We start from the raw sequence: 23426 nt of genomic DNA, 5'->3' as shown, positions 1-23426 counted from the left end.
GTGACAAAAATCACTGTTGCAAGAACCGAGGTAAGCGCACACTAACATTATGAATCATCGGTGCGATCGAAAATCCAGCTTAGCGCGTTTCCCTTGGTGGCATTACCGCGCTTGGTTGCCTGACAACCATCCTTTCTTTCTGGACTGGATGGTGCCTGCCATGTTGTTTGTTCATCTGTCCGTTTTCTGGCTCGGCTTGCTCTGGGTTGAAATCTCTACCGAACGTCTATTGCTTGGCCTGGCCGTTTCGGTTGTATCGCCGGTGTTGTTGTTTGCTGGTCTGTGGCAAGAGGGCGCACGGCGTTATGCCTTTGTCGTTGCCATGGCCTTGCTGTGTTATTACACCCTGCCTTATACCGAGGCCGGTTTCGTGTTCATGTTGTTCAGCCTCACCTTTTTGTCGCGCGCACAAAATAAGCTGCAAGCCTTTATGGTGCAACTGGTGGTTGTATCCTCGACCACGTATTACGGACATTGGCTCGGCATCAGCGGTCTACTGTTGACCATCGTATTCTTTTTGGCCATTTTTGGCGGCTTGATGGATGAGGTGTTCATACGGTACATCGACAAACATCAGGCCTTACTCAAATCACAAGGGGAAGCCGAAGAATTGGCCCGTACGGCGGAACGCGAGCGCATCGCACGCGATCTGCATGATTTGTTGGGCCATACCTTGTCGGGCATTCGCATCAAAGCCGAGCTAGCGGAGCGCCTCCTCAGCACGCAACCGGAACGCGCCCGGCAGGAAATCAACGACATTGAAAAGGCGGCGCGGGAAAGTCTGCAGCAAGTGCGGGCTGCGGTCAGTGGATATCACCTTGGCGGCTTGGCGATGGAAATCAATTCAGCGAAGAGTCTATTGTCGGCGGCAGGCATACGTTTAAAGGCGGATATGGACGTTAACGTACCCGAGCAGCTTGAATCCGTGCTGGGGCAAGTTATGCGTGAAGGCATTACCAATGTGGTGTGTCATTCGCAAGCCAAAGCCGTCACCGTTTCCCTCCTGCATGAAGACGGCCATTTGGTGTTTCAATTGCAGGATGATGGCATCGGCATTAACGGGCCCTCTGGTAATGGTATGACGGGTATCCGCACACGGGTGACCGAAGCGGGTGGCCGCGTGCGCTGGCAGCGCAATAATGGCACCTTATTGGAGGTGGTTTTTCCCCTACCGAGTGCAGCACCCAAAGGAGCGCTGGTTCATGGTTAAACCGACGCGCTTGTTACTGGTGGAAGATCAAACTCTGATTCTAGGCGCGCTTTCCGCATTGCTTGATTTGGAAGAAGACTTCACGGTCGTAGGGCAGATGCCAGATGGACAGGCGGCGTGGGCCTATATGCAACATGAGCCGGTGGATGTGGTGTTAACCGATATTGAAATGCCGGGCATGAGCGGTTTGGAATTGGCGCAAAAGATTCATCAAGCCTTTCCGCAGGTGGTGGTGGGGGTCATTACGACCTTTGCGCGCAGCGGGTATTTGCGACGTGCTTTGGATGCGGGTGTGCGCGGGTATTTGTTGAAAGACACACCGGCGCATCAGTTGGCGGACGCGGTGCGTACCATGCTGGCGGGTCAGCGGGTGATTGACCCGGAATTGGCGGCTGAGGCCCGTCAGGTGATGGATCCGTTAACGGACCGTGAGCGGCAGGTGTTGAAGTTGGCAGCCGAAGGCTTAACGACCGCAGCCATTGCGGAGCAGATTTTTCGTTCCGAAGGTACAGTACGCAATTATCTGAGCGAAGCGATCAATAAGTTGGGCGCCCGCAACCGGGTGGATGCGGCGCGGATTGCCCGAGATCAAGGGTTTTTGTAATTCTTGTTTAATGCAGAGTCGCCTGCATAGCCGAAGACAGCTTCGTCAATTCTTCGGCTTGCTGTTTCAATGCTTGTTGGCTGTCGCACAGGGCTTGCGCAGCATCGGTTTGTTGTTGGCTGATCTGCGACAGTTCAGAACTCGACCGGGCCATATCGGCCACTTCCTGATTCTGCGCCACAATCTGCGCACTCACCGCTTCAATAGAGTCGCTGATGCGTGTTACCGCATCCAATACCCGCGTCAATGTCGTCTGAGCGACGTTGACCACCTCTATGCCGTTGTCGATGTCGGCAATACTTTGGCTTAATAAGGTGCGAATTTCATTGGCGGACGTGTCGGATTTTTGCGACAGATTCCTTACCTCATCGGCCACCACCGCAAATCCTCGCCCCGCTTCCCCCGCCCGCGCTGCTTCGATGGCGGCGTTCAAGGCCAATAGATTGGTTTGTTGCGCAATGTCATTGATTAACCCGGTGGCGATCTCAATGCGATCATTGTTGCTTTTGATCTGATCCATACTGCTGACCACCGCCGCCATGGCATCCGCGCTCGCTGCGCTGTCCGCTGATGCGGTATTGGCTTCCTGGTTGATGGCTTGTACAAGTTCATTGCCTTCATTCAGCGAGGCAGAAACCTGTTGCAAACGTTCGTTAAAAAACGACGCCGCTTCGGCCAACTGCTGCGCTTGTTGTTGGATGCTTTGGCTGTGCGCCTGCACCGTCGTTTGTAGTTCGCCCAGATTCGAGCCGCCCTCAGACAGTGCATCCACGCTGGATTCCGCTTGCGCGATCACCGTCGCCAATTGTTGGGCATTGGCTTGTGCCGCATCGGCACTGGTTTTGGCATCCGCCAAAGCGGCAGTGGTGGTGGCCATCGCCTGTTGGCGAATACGTTGACTCAACACTTGCATCACCCACACCATGACCATCGGTAACAGAAAACCAGACCACGTTTCGACACGCAAAGCGCGCTCATCTAACGCCAGTGTCGGCAGTTCGGCCCCGGACGTGCTTTGCGCAATCATCACCACTAAGGCGACGAGAAACACCAGCGCCCATGCCAGCGCCGATCGCGCATCCGCCATGAAGTAGGTGCCCACCAACAAGGCGATCAGCCACAATATATGCGGCGATGCCATGCCGCCGGTTTGCCACACCATGTTGATGGCGTGTGCGGCAAATCCCAGTAAGGTAACATTAATGGCGATTACAGTAGCGACCCCGGCTTTCATTAGCCCAGCGGAGAGTAGCATCATGCCGAGTAAAAACAGCGAGCTGAGCACCAGTGGTGGAACGCCATAGCTGTTCCACTTCAAAAAACTGTATAACGAGATCAGAATGCCAAAGAAGCCGAACACCAGCACGATTTGCTCTTGCGGATGGTGACCATCGTCAAATCGAGCGTTTCGGGGTGTGCAAAGACGGACATAGAATGCGATAGGGTTCATGAGCGTAAGCCGATCTATTTATTATGTGGGCTCATTGTAGGTGGGGTTCTGGCTAAAGCGAGGTTTGGGCGGTCAGTGTGGAAGTCACTGACCGCATTGTAGGACAAATGCCAAGGATTACTGAACGAAATTCAGGAATGCCGAGTCATCAGAGAAAGACGGCCAACAGCACAATGCCCAAGGCGATACGATAGATCACAAAGGGCTGCATACCAATGCGACGTATAAAGACGAGAAAATAGTGAATACAGGCATAAGCGCTCACGCCAGAAATCAGGGTACCCCAAATGAGGGTTGCCCAGTCTACCGCTTCCTGCGACTGCACCAAGCCCCAAACCTCCAGCATACCGGCCAAGGCAATGACCGGGATGGACAGTAAGAATGAGAAACGCGCCGCGCCTTCGCGGCTCATGCCGACCAAGAGCGCTGCAGTCATGGTGATGCCCGAGCGTGATGTGCCAGGAATGAGCGCCAAGGCTTGCGCAAAAGCAATCCAGGCAACATCCTTCCACGACATCTGATACTCGGATCGTTCGCCACGGTGTTTCCAGTCCGCCCAGCCCAGTAACACGCCGAAGACAATTAGCGATAGGGCGAGCACGATGGGTGAGCGCAGATGCGTTTCAATCGCTTCCTGAAACAGCAGGCCGCAGGCTCCTACCGGTATCGTGCCCAGCAAGACTGCCCACGCCAATTTTGCGTCGGCATCCACCTCGCGGTGGGTCACTGAGCGTGTCCAAGCAAAGGCCATTTTCCAGAGATCACGCCAGAAATACATGATCACGGCACTCAGGCTGCCGACATGCAAGGCCACATCAAAGGCCAAACCTTGGTCTTCCCAGGGTGTAAACACGGGAACCAAGATCAAATGTGCCGAACTGGATACGGGCAAAAATTCGGAAATGCCTTGGACCAAGCCAAGTACCACAACCTGCAACCATTCCATGTGAACGATCCTATGCTTAAAAGTGGGGCTTAAATTCAGCGCGTTACCCTAGGCGATCCGCGCGGTTTTAGCAATCCTGCTGGTGGTGTTTCGCGTCCGGCTTCAGGGTCGAACGATGTGCTCACCGCGCGCTATGGCCGCCGCATCGAACACACCCGTATCTAAAACCCAAGCGCTGACTAAGGATGCTGGTGTCACATCAAACGCCGGATTCCACACCGGGGCATCGGCGGGAGCCCATTGCACCGCACCAAAGGCACCGGCAACACCGCGCACTTCGTTCGGGTCACGTTGCTCAATGGGAATGTCACTTCCGCGCGCGGTATTCGGATCAACGGTGGTGTAGGGTGCGACCACATAAAACGGAATACCGTGGTGGTGCGCCAACACCGCTAGCATGTAGGTGCCCACTTTGTTGGCGAAGTCGCCGTTGGCACAAATGCGGTCGGCGCCCACCATCACTTTATCGACCTTGCCCGCCGCCATTAAACTGGCCGCCATGCTGTCGCAGACAAGCTGGTGGCGAATGCCAAGATCGGCCATTTCCCACGCAGTCAGCCGACCACCTTGGAGCAGCGGGCGAGTTTCATCCACATAAACGGTGATATTCCTGCCGCGTTGCTGGGCCACGGCAAAGGCACCAATAGCCGTACCTACACCCGCCGTCGCCAGCGCGCCGGTATTGCAGTGAGTCAGTATGCGGTCGCCTTCAGCCAGTAAATCCGCGCCGCGCTCGGCCATGCGTTGACACAGCGCACGGTCTTCCATGAACAGCTCGGCCGCCCGCTCGATCATGCGGCTTGGACCAGCGGAGAAGCAGGCTTCCATAGCATCCAGGCAATACATCAAGTTTACCGCCGTGGGACGCGTAGCGCGTAAGCGATCACTCACGGCCTGCCATGTTTCCGGCGCATGATGTTGCGCATACTGTGCCAGCACCAGCGCTGCCGACAACCCAATGAGGGGCGCACCGCGAATGGCAAGTTTACGTACCGCATCTTGCCAGAGTTCGGGGGTGCTGCACGAGAACCACGCCTCTTGCTGCGGTAGCAAGGTTTGGTCCAAGTATACGATTCGTTCGCCCTGTACCCGAAGGCTGCGCGCATTTAATTCAAGCATGTTCAGTACCTTAGCGGTTCCCTTTGGTTAACGTGGAAAATCATATCATATACAATGGCGCAATTACGGAGCAGAACCCATGATGAACATGCAAAGCGAATTACTGGATGCCATTACTTGGGCTGCGAGCCGGGGTTGGGCACCCGCGACAGGGGGCAATTTTTCAGCTCGTACAGCGCAAGGGTATTTGATCACCGCCTCAGGCAAAGACAAAACGCGCCTGCAAGAAGAAGACTTATTGCTGTGCGACCCCTACGGCTTGGTGATCGATGGCATGGGTTTACCCAGCGCTGAAAGTGAACTGCATGCCGCGCTGTACCGCTTGGATGCGCGCATTGGTTGCGTTTTGCATACACACTCTGTCGCCAGTACGGTACTCTCGCGCCGTCATCCGAATGGTATTGAGTTCACCGGATTTGAAATGCAAAAAGCCTTGCAGGGCAATAAGACTCATGCCGCTACGGTGTTGCTGCCCGTCGTCCCCAACGCACAGGATATGACCGAACTGGCCGCCAGTGTTACGGCCGGTTGGCCGATGCCATGGGGTTTTTTGGTCGCTGGGCATGGGCTGTATGCGTTAGGCGATGACATCGCAAGCTGTCGGCGTCATCTTGAGGCCATAGAGTTTCTACTGGCCTGTGTGTTGGAAGAAGAACGGTGGCAGGCATGATCATCAACGCCATCGTCACCGACATTGAAGGCACCACCACCGACATTGCCTTTGTGAAGGATGTGTTGTTCCCCTATGCCTTCGAACAATTACCTGACTACGTGCGTCAGCATGTGACCGATCCGGATGTAGCCGCGCAGTTGGACGCCACACGTCAGGAAATGGGCCAGCCGCAGGCGGATTTAGAGGTGGTGATTACCCAGCTCCTCTACTGGATAGACATCGACGAAAAAGTGACACCATTAAAAACCTTGCAAGGCATGCTATGGTCGCACGGTTACAAAAATGGTGATTTTACAGCGCACCTGTACGCTGATGTAGCACCAGCGTTGCACCATTGGGCCGCCGAGGGTAAGGCCTTGTATGTCTATTCTTCGGGCTCGGTACAAGCCCAAAAGTTGCTCTTTGCACATACCCCGGTGGGCGATTTGACGCCCCTGTTCCGTGGCTATTTCGACACGCGCATGGGTCATAAGCGGGATGCCGACGCCTACCGGAACATTGCCCAGGTTATTGCGTTGCCCGCCGAACAGATTCTTTTCTTATCGGATGTCGCGGAAGAACTGGATGCGGCACGCAGTGCCGGTTGGCGTACCCTGCAACTCGTAAGGCCGGGAACCGAACCTTGTGCGGGTCATCTGACCGTACAGGCCTTTAATGAAATTGCCTTTTAAGTGAGGAGCTGTTTGCTATGTCACGACTGACCGTTTATGCCGACCAAGACCCCAGTAGCACCGTGCTCGACACCACCGATGCCGCCCAAATTGCGGCCACACTGGCCAAGGTCGGGGTACGTTTCGAGCGTTGGGACGCGCCCCATGATCTGCCGAAAGGGGCCAGCAATGACGAGATTCTAGCCCTGTATAAAAAGGACATAGATCGACTCATAGCGCAAGACGGTTATCAGACAGTCGATGTTGTACACATGGTGCCGGACCACCCCGAGAAGGCAGCATTTCGGCAAAAATTTCTCGATGAACACCGGCACAGCGAAGATGAAGTGCGTTTCTTTGTGCAAGGGCAGGGCTTGTTTTGTCTGCACTTACAGGATCAAGTGTTTCAGGTGCTGTGCACCCGCAATGATTTGATCAGCGTACCCGCGAACACCCCGCACTGGTTCGATATGGGCACGCAGCCGGAATTTACCGCCATTCGCCTGTTCAATAACCCGGAAGGCTGGGTAGCGCATTTTACGGGTTCAGACATCGGGCAGCGCTTTCCTTATTTGGACGCCATACAGCCAAAGGCCAACCAGTGAGCCGATTCGGGTGTTGAAGACTTCGATACGCATCAACAAGTACATCAGTGAAAGTGGTTTGTGTTCGCGCCGCGACGCTGACCGCTTTGTCGAGCAGGGCAATGTGTTTATTGATGGAAAACGGGCAACCACGGGTGATCAAGTATTTCCCGGCAACGTGGTGAAGGTTAATGGTCAGCGTATTGAGCCTTATGAAGCGGAAGACCTCATTATCATTGCGCTGAACAAACCGGTCGGCATAGTGAGCACCACCGAAGCCGCCGAGAAAGACAATATTGTGGATTTCGTGCAACACAGTGCGCGTATTTTCCCCATTGGGCGCTTGGACAAGGACTCACAAGGGTTGATTTTTCTCACCAATAACGGCGATTTGGTGAATAAAATCCTACGCGCCAATAACCAACATGAAAAAGAATATGAAGTAACGGTGAACAAACCCGTTACCGATGAGTTTATTACAGGTATGGCAAATGGCGTGCCTATCTTGGGGGAAGTCACCAAGAAATGTAAGGTGCGCAAATCCGGGGTGCACAGCTTTAATATCATCCTAGTACAGGGCTTGAACCGTCAAATTCGCCGCATGTGCGAGCACTTCGGTTACAGCGTGGAGCGCTTGGAGCGCACGCGCATCATGAATGTATCGGTCAAGGGCATTGAAGTAGGGGATTGGCGTGATCTGACCCCAAAGGAAGTCACTACCTTGCTGGAGTTAACCGCGCAGTCCTCAACGGCCCCAAACAAGCCCAATGCAGGTCGGGCAAAACCGAAGTCTACCAAGTCCATCAACGGTGCGACCGACTTTCGTCAAGGTGCATCGTCTGGAAATAAGAAGGGTTCGTCATCGGGGCGTGCTCGCACTCCTTCCAGACCGAGAGGTCGGGGGCGGCCAAATGCCGGCAAAACTCGGCGAGGTAGCGGCAAACCCGCCCGTGCACGTTGAGGCTGCGAAATTCATACTTGCTGATGCTGCTAGCCTACTGCATGCTACTTTCTGGCATATCCTATGAATGAAACGGGGCAAGGGCATGAAAACCTTAGGTTTACTGGGCGGGATGAGTTGGGAGTCGACCCAGCATTATTACCGGGCACTTAATGAAGGCGTGAAGCAAACGTTGGGTGGGCTGCATTCGGCGAAATTGGTCCTATACAGTGTTGATTTTGCCGAGATAGAACGATTACAGCATCAAGGTAATTGGGCGGAAACGGCCGTCATTTTGGCGGCTGCGGCGCAGTCGGTGGAGCGCGCCGGTGCCGAAGGTTTACTGATCTGTACCAACACCATGCACAAGGTCGCGGATGATATTCAAGCCGCAATCACGATTCCGTTATTGCATATTGCGGATGCCACGGGTGAAGCCTTGCAGCGTGATGGCATAAAACAAGTCGGCCTGTTGGGTACCGCCTTTACCATGGAGCAGGCATTTTACAAAGACCGTTTAGAGAAGCGCTTCGGTTTAACCGTGCGCGTACCCAACCCCAACGACCGCGCCGACGTGCATCGTATTATTTATGACGAGTTATGCCGGGGTAAAGTGCTGCCTGAATCCCGCACCCGTTACCTGACCGTTATGGACGAACTGTATGAAGATGGTGCCCAAGCCATTATTCTGGGGTGCACCGAGATTGCCATGCTGGTCGGTTCTGACGATACCGATATCCCGCTGTACGACACCACAGCCTTGCACGCCAACGCTGCGGTAACATGGGCTTTGTCTTGAGGCGTTTGTGTGCTTAGGATTGAACGGCTGTCGGGCGATGATTGATCGGCTACGGACGAGCAATCAATCCTCATCCGACTCCGCTTCTTTTAAGCGTTCGCGGCGTTCTTGTTCTTCTGCCAGGATGGCTTTAATTTCACTCAGAACACCATCCACATCCGTTTCGTGCTCATCGTCCGGGTGTTCGCCGGTCAGCGCATAATCGGGATGCAATTCACCGGCTTCGTACAGCGACCACATTTCCTGGGCATATCGAGTATCGAGGAGTTCTGGCGCGAACTGACCGTAGTAGGCCGTCATGTTGTTGATGTCACGCTGTAACATCGACTCGGCATGGTTGTTGGCGGCCGCGTCAACGGCTTGTGGCAAGTCGATGATTACTGGGCCGTAAGCATCGAGCAGGACGTTGAATTCGGACAGGTCGCCATGAACCAAACCGGCACACAGCATCCGCATGACATAGTGCATCATCAAGGCGTGGTCTTCTAACGCTTGCTCCGGCGTGAGGATGACTTCCCCCAGGCGCGGGGCCACATTACCTTCGTCGTCGGTGACCAGCTCCATCAACAGTACACCATCGACGCAACCGTAGGGTTCCGGCACACGGACCCCGGCAGCGGCCAGTTTATACAGCGCGTCGACTTCGGCATTTTGCCAACTGGCTTCTTGCTGTTGGCGACCAAACTTGGAGCCTTTTTCCATCGCCCGGGCGCGCCGACTGCTGCGGTCTTTACGGCCTTCGCGGTAAGTAACGGCTTTTTTAAAGCTGCGTTGCTGAGCGTCCTTATAGACTTTCGCGCACCGAACATCGTCACCGCAGCGCACTACAAATACGGCCGCTTCTTTGCCACTCATTAAGGGGTACAGCACTTCATCGATTACGCCATCGCTGACGAGGGGTTGCAGTCGAGCTGGGATTTTCATGCGGTCCTTGAAGTGCAGAGTAGTTAGCGGAGAGAATACCGTAAATAGAGGATTTAAACGATGACTGAACAAGAGAAGATGCTCGCGGGTGAACTGTATAACCCGGCCGACCCCGAATTATCGAAAGCGCGCCACCGCGCCCGCGACCTTTGCCGACAGTTCAATAACACACAGTCGTTTGAGCGATTGGAGCGCAAGCGCTTGTTGCAAGACCTGCTCGGCGCAGGCGGGCGCACCGCTAATATTGAACCGCCGTTTCAGTGCGACTACGGAACCCATATCCATTTAGGGAAAGATGTCTTCTTTAACTTCAATTGCGTGGTATTGGATACCGCCGCGGTGACCATCGGTGCGCGCACCATGATGGGTCCAGCGGTACAGATTTATACCCCTATGCACCCCATGAACGCTGCAGAGCGCAGCACCATGATGGAATTTTCGCGCCCGGTAACCATTGGAGACGACGTGTGGATTGGTGGTGGCGCCATCATTTGCCCTGGCGTCACCATCGGCGACCGAGCGGTGATTGGGGCGGGGAGTGTGGTCACGCGGGATATTCCCGCCGATGTGTTTGCGGCGGGCAATCCTTGTTGCGTGGTGCGCGCGCTTTAGCCGTTCATGGCCGCAATTTCTGCCGCAAAACGGGTTGCCACCATCTTTCGTTTAACCTTCATAGTGGCGGTGACCTCACCGTCATCGTGATCCAGCTCTTTGTTTAACAGCGTGAATTTTTTGATTTGCTCCACAGGCGCCAAACGTTGATTGGCGCGGTCAACTTCGCTTTGGATCAGAGCCTTAACAGCTGCGTTTTCGGCCAACGAACGAAAGGTGGTAAAGGCAATGTCCTGTCGTTCAGCCCAGTGCGCTACGGTGTCGTGGTTTATTTGAATAAGTGCGGTGACGTACTTTTGTTGGTCCGCAAGCACGATGCATTCTTTTATGTAGGCGCTCGCCTTCACTTCGTTTTCAATCATACTGGGCGACAGGTTTTTACCCCCGGCAGTGATCATAATGTCTTTTTTGCGATCAATGATGGTGGCAGAGCCATCGGCGTGTTGCTCGGCAATATCTCCGGTATGCAACCAGCCGCCTGCGAGCGTTTCTGCGGTGGCGTCAGCGTTGCGGTAATAGCCTTTGAAGACGATGTCGCCTTGAATCAGCAACTCCCCATCATCGGCAATGGAAAGTGAAACGCCGGGCAAAGGCAAACCAACGCGCCCGGTACAGTTCAAGTCCAGCGGCTGCATGGTGGCGGCTCCGGTGGTTTCGGTCATGCCCCAAATTTCCGCAAAGGGCAGCCCCATGCCGCGGAAAAAGGCCAGCAAATCGGGTGAAATAGGGGCGGCTGCCGTGAACGCGATGTGGCAGCGAGCAAGGCCCAAATAGCTCAATATGTGGTGATAAATCAGGGCATACCAAAACCGGTGTTGCAGTCGGTCCTGCCATGACCACTGCGCGCGCGGTCGTTGACCACGGCGTTGAGCGCCCCGCAGCGCCTGCTGAATTAACCAGCCCTGCAATTTACCGCTGCGCCCGGCGAGGACCAGAACCTCCGATTGCATTTTCTCCCAGATGCGTGGCACGCCAAAAAACAAATCAGGGGAAATTTCTTGCAGGTCGGTACGAATGGTACGCAGACTTTCGCCAAAGTTGACCACCATGCGCTGCGCCATGGCATTGAGAGTAGAGAATGCCTGTTCGGCAATGTGGCACAGCGGCAAATAAGACAGCACATTCTGGCCCGGCTGTGCGCTGATCGCGGTACTCAGCACCACCATCTCTGCCCACAGGTTACGGTAGGAAATCATGGCTGCCTTCGGTTGCCCGGTAGAGCCGGAGGTGAACACAATTAAGGCGGTGTCATCGGGTGTTTGTTGTGCCAAACGTTGTTGTACGGCGTCTTCGCCTTGGTCGCTTAAGGCGTGCTGACCCCGTTGAATGATGTCATCCAAACTCATCCAGAGTTCAGCGTCATAGTTGGCGAGGCCTTTAGGGTCGATCACCACGATGGTTTTCAACAGAGGTAGTCGATCACGAATGGTCAAAATTTTATCGACCTGTTCTTGGTCTTCACAAAATACCAGCGTGCAGTCGGCGCTGTGCAGCAAATGCTCTACTTCATTGGCTGGGCTGGTGGGGTATAGTCCGCACGCGACGGCGCCTGCACTGTTGATCCCCAATTGAGAGACAATCCATTCTTGCCGGTTCTCGGCGAGGATACCGACATGCTCACCCTGTTGGACACCCAGTTCAATCAAACCGGCTGCTATGGCGTAGGTTTTGGCGCGGTATTCATGCCAGGTCGTTTCTTGCCAAATGCCCAGCCGTTTCTGTCGCATGGCGATGTCGTTGGGAAACTGCTCCGCATGTTGCTGCAACAGTTGGGTAATGCTGATGTAGCCCGATGACTGCAACGAAGGCGTGGCCATGGTGTAAGAACTCCTGCGAATTTGCCGCCTAATTTAACCAGCGTTTACGCCGTTTGTAGTGTTTGATCGTCCGGTAGGACTGGGTTTCATTATGGCCGCCCATGCCGAGATAGAAGGTTTTGATGTCGTCATTTTCCCGCAAGTCGGCGACGGCGCCCTCCAGCACCACACGACCATGTTCTAAAATGTACGCGCGGTCGGCTATGTTGAACGCGGCATTGGCGTTTTGTTCCACCAATAAAATACTGACCCCTTGCTCCCGATTGATGCGTTGAATGATGTCAAATATCTCGGCCACCACTTGCGGCGCCAATCCCAAAGAAGGCTCATCGAGGAGCATTAAGCTGGGCTGGCCGATCAGCGCCCGACCGATCGCCAGCATTTGTTGTTCGCCTCCCGACAACAAGCCTGCGGTTTGTTTCGCTCGCTCCCGCAGGCGGGGGAAGAAATTGTAGACCATGTTATAGTCCGCTTTTGTCTCTCGCCCGCTTAAGGCATAGCTGGCGGCGATCAGATTATCCTCCACCGTCATTTCGGCAAAAATCCGTCGTCCTTCGCGCACATGGAGTAAACCGGCGCGGGCCAATTCATGTGGTTGCACCCGGTTAATGATACGTTCATTAAAGCGCACACGGCCTTCGTCAATCAGGCCTTTTTCCAACGGCAGCAAGCCGGAAATAGCCTTCAACAAAGTCGACTTTCCTGCCCCATTAGCACCCAGCAGGGCGATGATATCACCCTGATCGACCTGTAAGGTTAACCCCCGCAACACCTGAATGGCGTTATGGTAGGTTACCTCCAGGTTTTCTACACGCAGCATGGCCGGTTACACCTGTATCCAGTCGGAGACGGGATTGAACAATTTACTGCTGGCATCGTAACGATACACCCGGCCTTGACCGATTTTGTTATTGACCACACTGGCCGGGTTGCCGAAGAAACCGCCGCTGTCCCAGTCTTGAATACCATTTAACGCCGCCATGAGGTTGTCGGGGGTGACTTGCTGGTCGGCGTTGATCACCCGTTCCATACTTTCCTTCCAAAGTTCCAAACTCAACCGCGCTTCCAGTTCCCAGGTCGATACATAACCGGGGAACGCCGGGTTGCGGCTGCGTTTGAAATCCGCCATAGCGCGGTAAAACGGTGCATCCGCTTGATCATAGAAATAGCGATAGGGCATAACGCCTTGATAGCCGTCCAGAAACGGACCTGCTTGCTCGGTTACCCGGTCGGCAATAATCTTTTCCATCCCCCAGAACGTGCCCATGAACTGGGTGGTTAAGCCGAAGGCGCGAGCACCACCAATCAGTTGCGGCCAGACGCCGGTCACATAGCCCTGCAAAATGGCGTATTCAGGGTTCACCTGCGCCAAGCGGGTAACGTGGCTTTCTATATCGGCGCCTTCCGCGCGGGTGACTTCTTCAAGCACCACCTGAATGCCCAATTCTTCGGCCACTTGGCGGCCATGCGCGAGTGGGTCGCGGCCAAATTCGGTGTCGGAATAAACGAAGGCCACGGTTTTGCCGCCTTTGGCCGCAATATCTTTGAGTAAGATCTCAAACTGATCTTCGTACGTGGGACCCGCCATGAACTGAAAAGGCCGGTGGGCTCGATTCGCTAAAGAGGATGCGAAAGACGTAGAACCCATCATCACGGCACTGGCGCCTTGTAAGGTAGGACCAACCAACTCCATAAACCCGGTGGAGTCGCCAAAATAGAAATGCAATTCACCGGCGGCTTGGGCACGCTGAAAATTTGCCAGTGCGTTACGAGGGACATAACCGGAGTCTTCTATTTCCACCCGAATCGGGCGGCCGCCAATGCCGCCATTGTCATTGACGATGGCTTCAAACTCAGCGAAAGATGGCGCGACCAATTGGCCTGCGGTGGCGAACGGCCCCGTCATGGGCAAGGAAGCCGCGACGCGCCATTCCCGGGTTTGAGCGCTGAGAATGCTAGGCACCATGGTGGCACCGGCAAGCATCGCACTGGATTTGATCAGTGAGCGTCGTGTTATGGTCATGCTGTAGTCCTCGTGCTTATCGTTGTCATTATTTGGCGAAAGGCCAGCGCCCTACCACACGCCAGAAGCGATCCCATACGGACACCAGCCCCATGGGTTCAAAAATCAGAAATCCGATGATCATTAGGCCAAAAACAATGTCGCGCAGTGGGCTAAAATAGCGTTGCGCATTGGCATCACCCTGGGTGATCAATGTAGCCAGTACTTTTAACAGTTCCGGCACGAGAATGATCAACATCGTGCCAAAAATAGGGCCTAAGGTCCGTCCCATTCCACCGGCCACGAGGCACACCACGAGTGTTATGGACATGCTCAAGCCAAAGTCTTCCGGCAGAATAGCGGGAAAAAAATACGCCCATAAGCACCCGGCTGCGCCACAATAGGCTGCGGAAATCGCAAAACTTTTCAGTTTGTAGCTAAACAGGGAGATGCCCATGATTTCCGCCGAATAGTCTTTGTCGCGGATAGCAATTAAGGCGCGGCCAAAACGGGTGCGAAACAGGTTTTGCGCAAACAGCACGAAGATCACCATGACCGGGATGATGAAAAAGTACTTGTCGCGTTGGGTCGCTAATTCGATGCCGAACAACATGGGATTGGGGGTTTCAATCCCGGATACGCCGCCGGTCCAGGGTGCCATCCATTCACGCTTGATCAAAAACAACACAATGAAATTGGCCGACAGTGTGGCGACGGCTAAATACAGTCCTTTAACCCGCAAAGAAGGTAGGCCGAACAGGACACCAAAAAACGCCGCAACGGTGGTGGCAATGGCTAGAGTGATCAAGGGCATGGCGTTCGGCCAAACCCCGTGCACCGCCACGGCGGTATAAGCACCAATGGCGAAAAAAGCGCCATGCCCAAGGGACATAAGGCCGGTGTAGCCGACCAGGACATTCAGTCCAACCACGGCAATAATAAAGATAGCGATTTGCGACGCCAGCAATAGAACATAGTTGTTGGCGAAAAAGGGCAGGACGAACAGAGCCAACAAGCAGAGCACTAAGCTCAGTTTTTTAGGCCAGGTCGACCAGATACCCTCGTCGGCCGCGTAGCGTGTTTTAAAGTGACCGGTGATCATATCCGTTCAATCTCCTTCTGCCCGAGAAAACCGTGCGGTCGCACCAGAATAACCAGCAACACGGCCACATAAGGCACAATTTCAGCGTAGTCACCACCCAGCTGCCATTGCGTCATGGCTTCCAATATGCCTATTAAGAAAGCGGCGATGAGTACACCGGCGAACGAATCCAAACCACCCATCAATACCACGGCCAATACCGACAACCCGAACAGGCCGATGGCGGGCGAAAGCCCGGTGCGTGAAGCCAAAATGGCACCGGCAACGGCCCCGGTCATTGACGCAATTAACCAGGCCGCCGAGAACACTTTGGGTACGTTTATGCCCATGGCATAGGCAGTGCTTTGGTCTTCCGCCGTTGCCCGAATGGCCACGCCGTAACGGCTGTAGCGCAGAACCAGCATTAAAACGGCAAACAACAACAGGGCAATCAACAGGTTAAACAGCGACGCACTGAAAAAGAACAAACGCTCGCCGAACAGCTCAAAACGGATGGGGAAATTCGGCCCGAGCGCAGGCACTTGCTCGGCTTCTGCCGTCCAAATGAGTCCGGCTGAGCCATCCAACACCCAAATTAACCCGACGGTGGCCAGAATCATCGCAAAGGTAGACTGGCCTAACAACGGCCGCATTACCCAGCGCTCAATCGCTAACGCGAGCACTGCATTGGCGGCCATAGCGCCGACCAACCCTAGAACGATACGCGGCAGATTACTGATCCAGGTGGCGATCGCAGCTTGGGGTGAAAACATCATAGCCTCACCGCGATAGTCCAGTAACCACTGCGGTTCCCAACTGCGCACCCAAGCGGGCATAAAGGCGGCTTCCGGCAAAATCACTGCAAAGGTGAAATAGAAGTAGGCGCCGAACATGATTAAATGCCCATGAGCAAAATTCACGACCTTGGTGGCCTTAAAGATGGCCACGATGCCGACCGCAATCAACGCTAAAATACCGCCGGAGACCAAGCCATTGATGAGATATTGAATGAACTGCCCCATGTCACCCGCCCTGAGAATGATCGTGTAATGCTGCGGCTTCAGTGCCTAAATAAGCGGCAATCACTTCGGGATGCTGCTGCACTTCTTGAGGTGTTCCCAAGGCTATTTGGCGCCCAAAATTGAGTACGACCACCTGATTTGAGAGGTCCATGACCATGCCCATGTCATGTTCAACCAGCAATATGGTGGTCCCCCAGCGCTCTTGAATATCGAGAATGAACCGGGCCATGTCTTCGGTTTCTTCCCGGTTCATGCCCGCGACGGGTTCATCCAGCATCAATATCTGTGGCCGCATGGCCAGTGCCCGGCCCAATTCGACGCGTTTTTGTAACCCATAGGGCAAGGCCGCCACAGGCGCGTTGCGGATATGGTCCAGTTCGAGGAAATCGATGACATCGCGCTCTAGCACAGCGCGTAGCTCGGCTTCTTCACGTTGCGCCCGGCCATAAAACCAGCCCGACGACCAAAAGCCAGACGACAGGTGAATGTGTCCACCGAGTTTGATGTTATCAAGCACCGACATGCCGCGGAATAAAGCGAGATTTTGGAAGGTACGAGCCAGGCCCCATTGAGCGCGCTTATCAGGGCGCAAGCCGGTAATATCCTGGTCGCCGATAAGAATTTGGCCGCGTTGCGGACGATAAAAACCAGAAATAATGTTGAACAGGCTGGTTTTGCCCGCGCCATTGGGCCCAATGATGGCGGTAATTTCACCGGCACGAGCGATGAACGACACATCGTTCAAGGCTTGAATTCCACCGAAGGCCAAGCTGGCCGCCCTCACCGTCAGCATATTTACTGTCCTTATTTTGCTATCACCCAACGTACGTCGAACGGTTTTATTGTTTTTATACAGGCTTGACCAGCTAAGCTAATGCAAAGCGGCGGGGCTGTCTATCAGCAGAATAGGACAATGTGAACCAAATAACAAAAGGGGCCTTAAAGCCCCCGGATCATTCGCTAGATATCTTTCACTACGGCTAATACAGCGGTAAGCACATCGCGACCAAACTGACTGGAGCGTACGTCTGACCAGCCAAATACCGGATCAGGCAGGTTGTCGTTGTCTTTGAACGGCATCTCAACGGTGTAGGCCAAACAGTTAAATTGATCACCGACCCAGGTTGTACCCAGTGTCATGTTGGCTTTACCCGGCGCATCTATGGGGTAACCATGGGTGGTTTGAAAGTCTGGCGAGGCTTGCAGCCACGCGGCTTTGAAGTGCTCCTGCAGGCCACGAATACGCTCATTAAACGACGGAACACCTTCACTGCCAGCGACAAAATTGTACGGAATGTTCTCATCCCCATGGATATCCAGAAACATATCCACACCCACGTCCAGCATTTTTTGCCGGACCAAAAACACTTCCGGGCTACGTGCCATTGTGGGGTTTTGCCATTCGCGGTTCAGGTTTGCGCCGGCGGCATTGGTGCGCAAATGGCCGCGCACGCTGCCATCGGGGTTCATGTTCGGCACAATATAGAACACGGCGTGTTGCAGGAGCGTTTTGGCGACCGCATCGTCTTCGTCCAGCAAGCGTTCAAGCAGGCCTTCAACAAACCATTCCGCCATGCTTTCGCCAGGATGCTGGCGGGCGGTAATCCAGATGTTCTTTTTGTTGGGTTCAGGTTCGCCAACCACCAACAGGGACATGTCGCGACCGTCCAAGGTTGCGCCCAAATCCACCAGTTCAACGAGATCAGACATCTGGGCTTCGTGCAGTAAATCTTGATGCCGTTCGTAGCTGTAGGGTGCGAAATAGGCAAAGTACATGGAGCGGAATTCCGGTTGATGGCGAATCTCCAGCACCTTGCCGTCAAAATGCGTATCAACGCGGAACCAAGTTTCACGATCGTACGAAGCTACGGCCTGATAATTCTTCCAGCCCAGAGGGTAGGCTGATTCGCCGCAATTTTCCAAGCGTAAAACGTGTTCAACATCTTCTGTGCTGACCAAGCGGAAATGGAACCATTGATAGAAATCGGAGTTGTTGTCTTTGCGAATGGTCAACCGGATGTTGGTTGGGTCATCGGCAGCAATAACGTCAATATTGCCACTGTCAAACTGGCTGGTGATCTTAATCATAGGTTTGATTTCTCCGCAGGTTCATGTCGTGCGGATCACTATATAGAGGAAGTAAGGTCGTCGCTATGCACTGGATTTTCTGAACAAGCAGTCAATGTATCGCTCGCTATACATCCGACCTCACTGGGAGAGAATTTAAACTCAGACTTGAAAACAGATCCGTTCAACCCATCTAACGTAAACGCACTTAACCTTTATAAAGAGAAAACGATATGACCACCCCTTGGTTTCCGAATACTGAATTGTGGCCCGTACAGCATCCTGATCGCCTGCAACTCTACACCATGGCGACGCCGAATGGCTTGAAAGTGTCTATTGCTCTGGAGGAAATGGGCATTCCCTACGAGGCCCATTTGGTTAACATTTTGGAAAACACCCAGTTTGACCCGGATTACTTAAAACTGAGCCCGAACGGTAAGATACCCACGATATTGGACCCTAACGGCCCAGCGGGTGAGCCCATTACCTTGATGGAAACAGGTGCGATTCTGTTATATCTGGCGGAAAAATCCGGAAAGTTGATGCCCGCTGACCCGCGCCAGGCATGGGTGGTAAAGCAGTGGCTGTTTATGCAGGTTGCCCATATCGGACCCATGTTCGGGCAGTTCGGTCATTTCTATAAATTCGCCAAGGGTAAAACCAGCGATGAATACGCTGTTACGCGCTTTACCAACGAAGCGAAACGGCTGTTGAAGGTGCTGGATGACCGCTTGGCGACCACGTCCTGGCTGGCCGGTGAGGAATACACGATTGCCGATGTAGCCACCTTCCCATGGGTTGCTTGTTTGAGTTTCTATGACGGTCTGGAAGCCGTCGAGTTTGATACCTTTGGGCACGTAAAAGCATGGCTCGAGCGCTGTGAAGTACGGCCAGCCACGCAGCGCGGTCGGCAAGTCGGGTTGATCGGTTCCTAGAAATTACGGGCGAGCTGCCCTAACCATTGCGTGCATTGGCGAACACCGTTACCATTGCCGCTCAATAAATACACAAAAGGCCCCGCTTGCTGGGGTCTTTTTTATTTCAGTTCGAGAAATAAGAGAGCACGACACCATGGCCGCAAGACACTTTTTGACGCTGTTGGACCTTTCGCCGTCTGAGCTTCGGCAACTGATTGACCGAGCCATAGAGCTGAAGGCCATGCAAAAACGTGGTGATATTCACGAACCGTTGAAAAATCGTGTATTGGCAATGATTTTTGAAAAGTCGTCCACCCGTACGCGGGTGTCGTTTGAAGCAGGGATGTCCCAATTGGGCGGTAGTTCCATCTTCTTGTCGCCGCGCGATACCCAGCTTGGCCGTGGCGAGCCGATCGAAGATTCCGCACGCGTGTTGTCACAAATGGTCGATGCCGTGATGATCCGAACCTTCGAACATGACAAAGTGGAATTGTTTGCCGAGTACGCCACCGTGCCCGTCATCAACGCCCTAACCGACGATTATCACCCCTGCCAGTTGCTGGCCGACATGCAGGCCTATCACGAAGTGCGCGGCTCCATTCAAGGTAAAACCGTGACCTGGGTGGGGGATGGCAACAATATGTGCCACAGCTATATTAATGCTGCCCGGCAATGGGACTTTACCCTGAACATCGCCTGCCCCGAAGGCTTTGAACCGAATGCCGACTTGGTACAAGCCAATGCTGATCGAGTGAATGTCTTGCGAGACCCGAAAGCGGCGGTGGAAAACTCACATTTGGTCGTTACCGATGTGTGGGCCTCCATGGGCCAGGAAGATGAAGCGGCCGAGCGCATGAATAAATTTGCTGACTATCAAATCAGCCCCGCGCTCATGGATCTTGCCCACCCGGACGCCCTGTTTATGCATTGTTTGCCCGCGCACCGGGGCGAAGAAGTTAGCCATGACATGCTGGATGACCCGCGTTCTGTGGTGTGGGAAGAAGCGGGCAACCGGCTGCACGCGCAAAAAGCGCTGCTGGAATTTTTGCTGGCACATTAATAGTACCGGGTAGGCAATCCCCCCTTGAAACAAAAAAAATCTCCCTCATATAAGGGCCATTCTAATTCTTTGGCCCTAGGGAGACGCATCAATGTCGGCAGAAGAGCAAAAAGCACAGCCAGAAACTGAAAATGAAGCAACGACCTCTGACATCGAGGTAGACGCAAGCACCGTCGATTCGACGCCGTCGGATGCCGATGTCCCTGCGCACGGTGAAGACGTCAGCCTAGAAGAGCTGGTCGCCCAGCTGGCGGCAAGTCAGGAAGAAATTGCCAAGTTGAAAGATGCGGTCATTCGAAGTGAAGCGGAGATGCAGAACATCCGCCGTCGGGCCGAAAAAGATGTGGAAGCCGCGCACAAATTCAGCCAGGAAAAACTCATCAAAGAACTGTTGCCCGTGCTCGACAATCTCGAGCGTGCGCTGGAGGCTTCCACTGGCGAAGAGACGGGTGCGGCCAAGGCGGTACTGGAAGGCGTTGAGCTAACCCATAAGTCGTTCTCCGATACCTTGGTCAAAGCCGCTGTGGTTGCGCTCAACCCAGTGGGTGAAACCTTCGACCCACAACTGCATCAAGCTATGTCCATGGTGCCAAACCCTGATGTACCTGCCAATACCGTTATTGCTGTGGTGCAAAAAGGGTACAGCTTGCATGGTCGGTTAGTGCGTCCGGCCATGGTGATGGTGTCCAGCGGTGGGCCGACCAGTACACACATTGATGAAACCGCATAAGAACAATCCTTTAACGACTGCATTCGCAACCATGGCGTCAAAATTCATCACTTGACGTCAAGCGACTTGAAAAAACTGCGCCGGGACCCATATACCGGCTATAGCAAGATAAACCGAATTACTGAGGAGTAAACATCATGGGTAAAATTATCGGCATCGACTTGGGAACCACCAATTCATGTGTGGCTATCCTCGACGGTGACAAAACACGCGTAATTGAAAACGCTGAAGGCGATCGCACTACCCCATCCATTGTGGCCTACGCCGACGATGATGAAGTGTTGGTCGGTCAACCCGCGAAACGCCAAGCCGTGACCAATCCGCAGAACACGTTGTATGCCGTGAAGCGTCTGATTGGCCGCCGCTTTGAAGACGATGTCGTGCAAAAAGACATCAAAATGGTGCCGTACAAAATCGTTAAAGCCGACAACGGCGATGCTTGGGTTGAAGTGAAAGGCGACAAAAAAGCGCCGCCACAGATTTCTGCCGAAGTGCTAAAGAAAATGAAGAAAACCGCCGAAGACTTCTTGGGTGAAAAAGTCACCGAAGCGGTTATCACCGTGCCTGCGTACTTCAACGACAGCCAGCGTCAAGCCACGAAAGATGCTGGCCGTATTGCCGGTTTGGATGTAAAACGGATCATCAACGAACCTACGGCGGCAGCGCTGGCCTATGGTTTGGATAAGAAATCCGGCGACCGCACCATTGCTGTGTATGACTTGGGCGGTGGTACGTTCGATATTTCCATCATTGAAATCGCTGATGTTGATGGCGAAACCCAGTTTGAAGTGTTGTCCACCAACGGTGACACCTTCTTGGGTGGTGAAGACTTCGACATGCACCTGATCAACTACTTGGCCGACCAGTTCAAGAAAGACAGTGGCATCGACCTGAAAGGCGACTCGTTGGCCATGCAGCGCTTAAAAGAAGCGGCTGAAAAAGCCAAAGTTGAATTGTCGTCCGCGCAGCAGACCGACGTGAACTTGCCCTACATCACCGCTGACGCTTCAGGGCCAAAACACCTGAACGTTAAAGTCACGCGTGCCAAGTTGGAAGCGCTGGTGGAAGAGTTGGTTGAACGGTCCATTGCGCCTTGCCGCATGGCCTTGAAAGACGCTGACTTGGATGTGGGTGATATTGACGAAGTGATTTTGGTCGGTGGTCAATCACGTATGCCACTGGTGCAGCAGAAGGTAAAAGACTTCTTCGGCAAAGAACCTCGTAAAGACGTTAACCCGGATGAAGCCGTGGCCATGGGTGCAGCTTTGCAGGGTGCGGTATTGTCAGGCGATGTGAAAGACGTACTGTTGTTGGACGTAACCCCATTAACCCTGGGTATCGAAACCATGGGCGGCGTAATGACCGCGTTGATCGAAAAGAACACCACCATTCCGACCAAGAAAACACAGGTGTTCTCAACGGCTGACAACAACCAAACCGCCGTGACCATTCACGTGGTACAGGGTGAGCGTAAGCAAGCGGCGCAGAACAAATCACTGGGTCGTTTCGACTTGGCTGACATTCCGCCAGCACCGCGTGGTGTGCCGCAGATTGAAGTCGCCTTCGACATCGATGCCAACGGTATTTTGAATGTGTCGGCCAAAGATAAAGGCACCGGCAAAGAACAATCCATCGTCATCAAAGCTTCTTCTGGCTTGAGCGATGATGAAATCGAAGCCATGGTGAAAGACGCCGAAGCGAACGCCGAGGAAGACCGCAAGTTTGAAGAGCTGGTACAGGCGCGCAACACCGCCGATGCCATGATTCACGCTACTCGGAAAACCTTAGAAGACGCAGGCGACAAAGCGACCGAAGAAGAGAAAAGCGCCATTGAAAGCGCCATCTCTGACTTGGAAGTGGCTATGAAAGGCAACGATAAGGCGGAAATTGAAGCCAAAACCAAAGCGCTGACCGATGCGTCTGGTAATCTGGCGCAGAAAATGTATGCCGATGCCGCTGCACAAGGTGAAGCGGGTGCCAATGCAGACGCGACGGACAATGGCGCCGACGACGCAGTAGACGCCGAGTTTGAAGAAGTAAAAGACGACAAGTAATACGTAAGAGGCCAGCCTTCTGGCCTAATTTCGCGCGGAGGGCCGCACGCCTACCGAAACAAATGTCGTAGGAGGCCAGCCCCCTGGCCGAAGGGTTCTCGTAAGAGACCAGCCCTCTGACCGAACATGCGCATTAATCATCAAGGATGGACCTACGAGTCCATC

23 protein-coding genes are annotated in these 23426 nt (G+C 53.9%); 12 read left to right on the top strand and 11 right to left on the bottom strand.

Features of this window, described 5'->3' with window-relative positions:
• Window positions 1-49 precede the first annotated feature (49 nt).
• On the top strand, window positions 50-1210 hold the full coding sequence (locus ACFOSD_RS14055) for a sensor histidine kinase (RefSeq protein ID WP_380697631.1): 1161 nt from the start codon (window positions 50-52) through the stop codon (window positions 1208-1210).
• Complete coding sequence (locus ACFOSD_RS14050) at window positions 1203-1814, top strand: response regulator transcription factor (protein ID WP_380697627.1); 612 nt, start codon at window positions 1203-1205, stop codon at window positions 1812-1814. The genes ACFOSD_RS14055 and ACFOSD_RS14050 overlap by 8 nt, the downstream gene beginning before the upstream one ends.
• Window positions 1815-1821: 7 nt before the next feature.
• On the opposite strand, the gene ACFOSD_RS14045 is transcribed toward ACFOSD_RS14050, so the two are convergent.
• From ACFOSD_RS14045 to mtnA, 3 genes are all read right to left on the bottom strand, one after another.
• A complete protein-coding gene (locus tag ACFOSD_RS14045; RefSeq protein ID WP_380697624.1) occupies window positions 1822-3264 on the bottom strand; it encodes a methyl-accepting chemotaxis protein in 1443 nt (480 codons plus the stop codon).
• A 148-nt stretch (window positions 3265-3412) separates the two neighbouring features.
• Window positions 3413-4210, bottom strand: a complete 798-nt coding sequence (locus tag ACFOSD_RS14040) for an undecaprenyl-diphosphate phosphatase (RefSeq protein ID WP_380697621.1) — start codon at window positions 4208-4210, stop codon at window positions 3413-3415.
• A gap of 102 nt (window positions 4211-4312) precedes the next feature.
• Entirely contained in the window at window positions 4313-5329 is a 1017-nt protein-coding gene (gene mtnA, locus ACFOSD_RS14035) for an S-methyl-5-thioribose-1-phosphate isomerase (protein WP_380697618.1), read from the bottom strand.
• Window positions 5330-5408: 79 nt separating this feature from the next.
• Between mtnA and mtnB the strand changes: the two genes are divergently transcribed.
• From mtnB to ACFOSD_RS14010, 5 genes are all read left to right on the top strand, one after another.
• On the top strand, window positions 5409-5999 hold the full coding sequence (gene mtnB / locus ACFOSD_RS14030) for a methylthioribulose 1-phosphate dehydratase (RefSeq protein WP_380697615.1): 591 nt from the start codon (window positions 5409-5411) through the stop codon (window positions 5997-5999).
• Entirely contained in the window at window positions 5996-6673 is a 678-nt protein-coding gene (gene mtnC / locus ACFOSD_RS14025) for an acireductone synthase (protein ID WP_380697612.1), read from the top strand. Before mtnB ends, mtnC begins: the two co-directional genes overlap by 4 nt.
• A 17-nt stretch (window positions 6674-6690) precedes the next feature.
• Window positions 6691-7257, top strand: a complete 567-nt coding sequence (locus ACFOSD_RS14020) for a 1,2-dihydroxy-3-keto-5-methylthiopentene dioxygenase (protein ID WP_380697610.1) — start codon at window positions 6691-6693, stop codon at window positions 7255-7257.
• Window positions 7258-7267: 10 nt separating this feature from the next.
• Window positions 7268-8197, top strand: a complete 930-nt coding sequence (rluF, locus tag ACFOSD_RS14015) for a 23S rRNA pseudouridine(2604) synthase RluF (protein ID WP_380697607.1) — start codon at window positions 7268-7270, stop codon at window positions 8195-8197.
• 85 nt (window positions 8198-8282) lie between these two features.
• Window positions 8283-8975 (top strand): aspartate/glutamate racemase family protein, encoded by a 693-nt coding sequence (locus ACFOSD_RS14010; RefSeq protein WP_380697604.1) that lies wholly within the window; start codon window positions 8283-8285, stop codon window positions 8973-8975.
• Window positions 8976-9038: 63 nt separating this feature from the next.
• Here ACFOSD_RS14010 and ACFOSD_RS14005 read toward each other — a convergent pair whose 3' ends face one another.
• On the bottom strand, window positions 9039-9899 hold the full coding sequence (locus ACFOSD_RS14005) for a PA4780 family RIO1-like protein kinase (protein ID WP_380697601.1): 861 nt from the start codon (window positions 9897-9899) through the stop codon (window positions 9039-9041).
• A gap of 60 nt (window positions 9900-9959) precedes the next feature.
• On the opposite strand from ACFOSD_RS14005, the gene ACFOSD_RS14000 reads away from it, so the two are divergent.
• Entirely contained in the window at window positions 9960-10511 is a 552-nt protein-coding gene (locus ACFOSD_RS14000; protein WP_380697599.1) for a sugar O-acetyltransferase, read from the top strand.
• On the opposite strand, the gene ACFOSD_RS13995 is transcribed toward ACFOSD_RS14000, so the two are convergent.
• The 7 genes from ACFOSD_RS13995 to ACFOSD_RS13965 form a co-directional block, all read right to left on the bottom strand.
• Window positions 10508-12328 (bottom strand): AMP-dependent synthetase/ligase, encoded by a 1821-nt coding sequence (locus tag ACFOSD_RS13995; RefSeq protein WP_380697596.1) that lies wholly within the window; start codon window positions 12326-12328, stop codon window positions 10508-10510. The genes ACFOSD_RS14000 and ACFOSD_RS13995 overlap by 4 nt on opposite strands.
• 28 nt (window positions 12329-12356) lie before the next feature.
• The gene (locus ACFOSD_RS13990) at window positions 12357-13148 is read right to left on the bottom strand and encodes an ABC transporter ATP-binding protein (protein WP_380697594.1); all 792 of its coding nucleotides are present in this window, start codon (window positions 13146-13148) and stop codon (window positions 12357-12359) included.
• Window positions 13149-13154: 6 nt separating this feature from the next.
• The gene (locus ACFOSD_RS13985) at window positions 13155-14351 is read right to left on the bottom strand and encodes an ABC transporter substrate-binding protein (RefSeq protein ID WP_380697590.1); all 1197 of its coding nucleotides are present in this window, start codon (window positions 14349-14351) and stop codon (window positions 13155-13157) included.
• 28 nt (window positions 14352-14379) lie between these two features.
• Window positions 14380-15432: a branched-chain amino acid ABC transporter permease gene (locus tag ACFOSD_RS13980; RefSeq protein ID WP_380697587.1), complete on the bottom strand. Its 1053-nt coding sequence runs from the start codon at window positions 15430-15432 to the stop codon at window positions 14380-14382.
• Window positions 15429-16433: a branched-chain amino acid ABC transporter permease gene (locus tag ACFOSD_RS13975; protein WP_380697584.1), complete on the bottom strand. Its 1005-nt coding sequence runs from the start codon at window positions 16431-16433 to the stop codon at window positions 15429-15431. Before ACFOSD_RS13975 ends, ACFOSD_RS13980 begins: the two co-directional genes overlap by 4 nt.
• A 1-nt stretch (window position 16434) precedes the next feature.
• Window positions 16435-17226 carry an ABC transporter ATP-binding protein gene (locus tag ACFOSD_RS13970; RefSeq protein ID WP_380697582.1) on the bottom strand — a complete coding sequence of 264 codons (792 nt, stop codon included), beginning with the start codon at window positions 17224-17226 and terminating at the stop codon, window positions 16435-16437.
• 167 nt (window positions 17227-17393) lie between these two features.
• Window positions 17394-18521 carry a M14 family metallopeptidase gene (locus tag ACFOSD_RS13965; protein ID WP_380697579.1) on the bottom strand — a complete coding sequence of 376 codons (1128 nt, stop codon included), beginning with the start codon at window positions 18519-18521 and terminating at the stop codon, window positions 17394-17396.
• Between the two features lie 212 nt (window positions 18522-18733).
• Here ACFOSD_RS13965 and ACFOSD_RS13960 point away from each other — a divergent pair, with 212 nt between their 5' ends.
• The 4 genes from ACFOSD_RS13960 to dnaK all read left to right on the top strand — a co-directional run bounded on the left by ACFOSD_RS13960 (window position 18734) and on the right by dnaK (window position 23261).
• The gene (locus tag ACFOSD_RS13960; RefSeq protein ID WP_380697576.1) at window positions 18734-19435 is read left to right on the top strand and encodes a glutathione binding-like protein; all 702 of its coding nucleotides are present in this window, start codon (window positions 18734-18736) and stop codon (window positions 19433-19435) included.
• 136 nt (window positions 19436-19571) lie between these two features.
• Window positions 19572-20477 (top strand): ornithine carbamoyltransferase, encoded by a 906-nt coding sequence (gene argF / locus ACFOSD_RS13955; RefSeq protein ID WP_380697574.1) that lies wholly within the window; start codon window positions 19572-19574, stop codon window positions 20475-20477.
• Between the two features lie 91 nt (window positions 20478-20568).
• Complete coding sequence (gene grpE, locus ACFOSD_RS13950) at window positions 20569-21207, top strand: nucleotide exchange factor GrpE (protein WP_380697572.1); 639 nt, start codon at window positions 20569-20571, stop codon at window positions 21205-21207.
• Between the two features lie 137 nt (window positions 21208-21344).
• Window positions 21345-23261 (top strand): molecular chaperone DnaK, encoded by a 1917-nt coding sequence (dnaK, locus tag ACFOSD_RS13945; protein WP_380697569.1) that lies wholly within the window; start codon window positions 21345-21347, stop codon window positions 23259-23261.
• Window positions 23262-23426: the final 165 nt, after the last annotated feature.

The sequence above is a fragment of the Salinispirillum marinum genome (assembly GCF_042650105.1).
Taxonomy (GTDB): domain Bacteria; phylum Pseudomonadota; class Gammaproteobacteria; order Pseudomonadales; family Natronospirillaceae; genus Salinispirillum; species Salinispirillum marinum.
The sequence above is the reverse complement of the archived record's forward strand: the minus strand, read 5'-3'. Positions and strand labels throughout refer to the sequence as shown.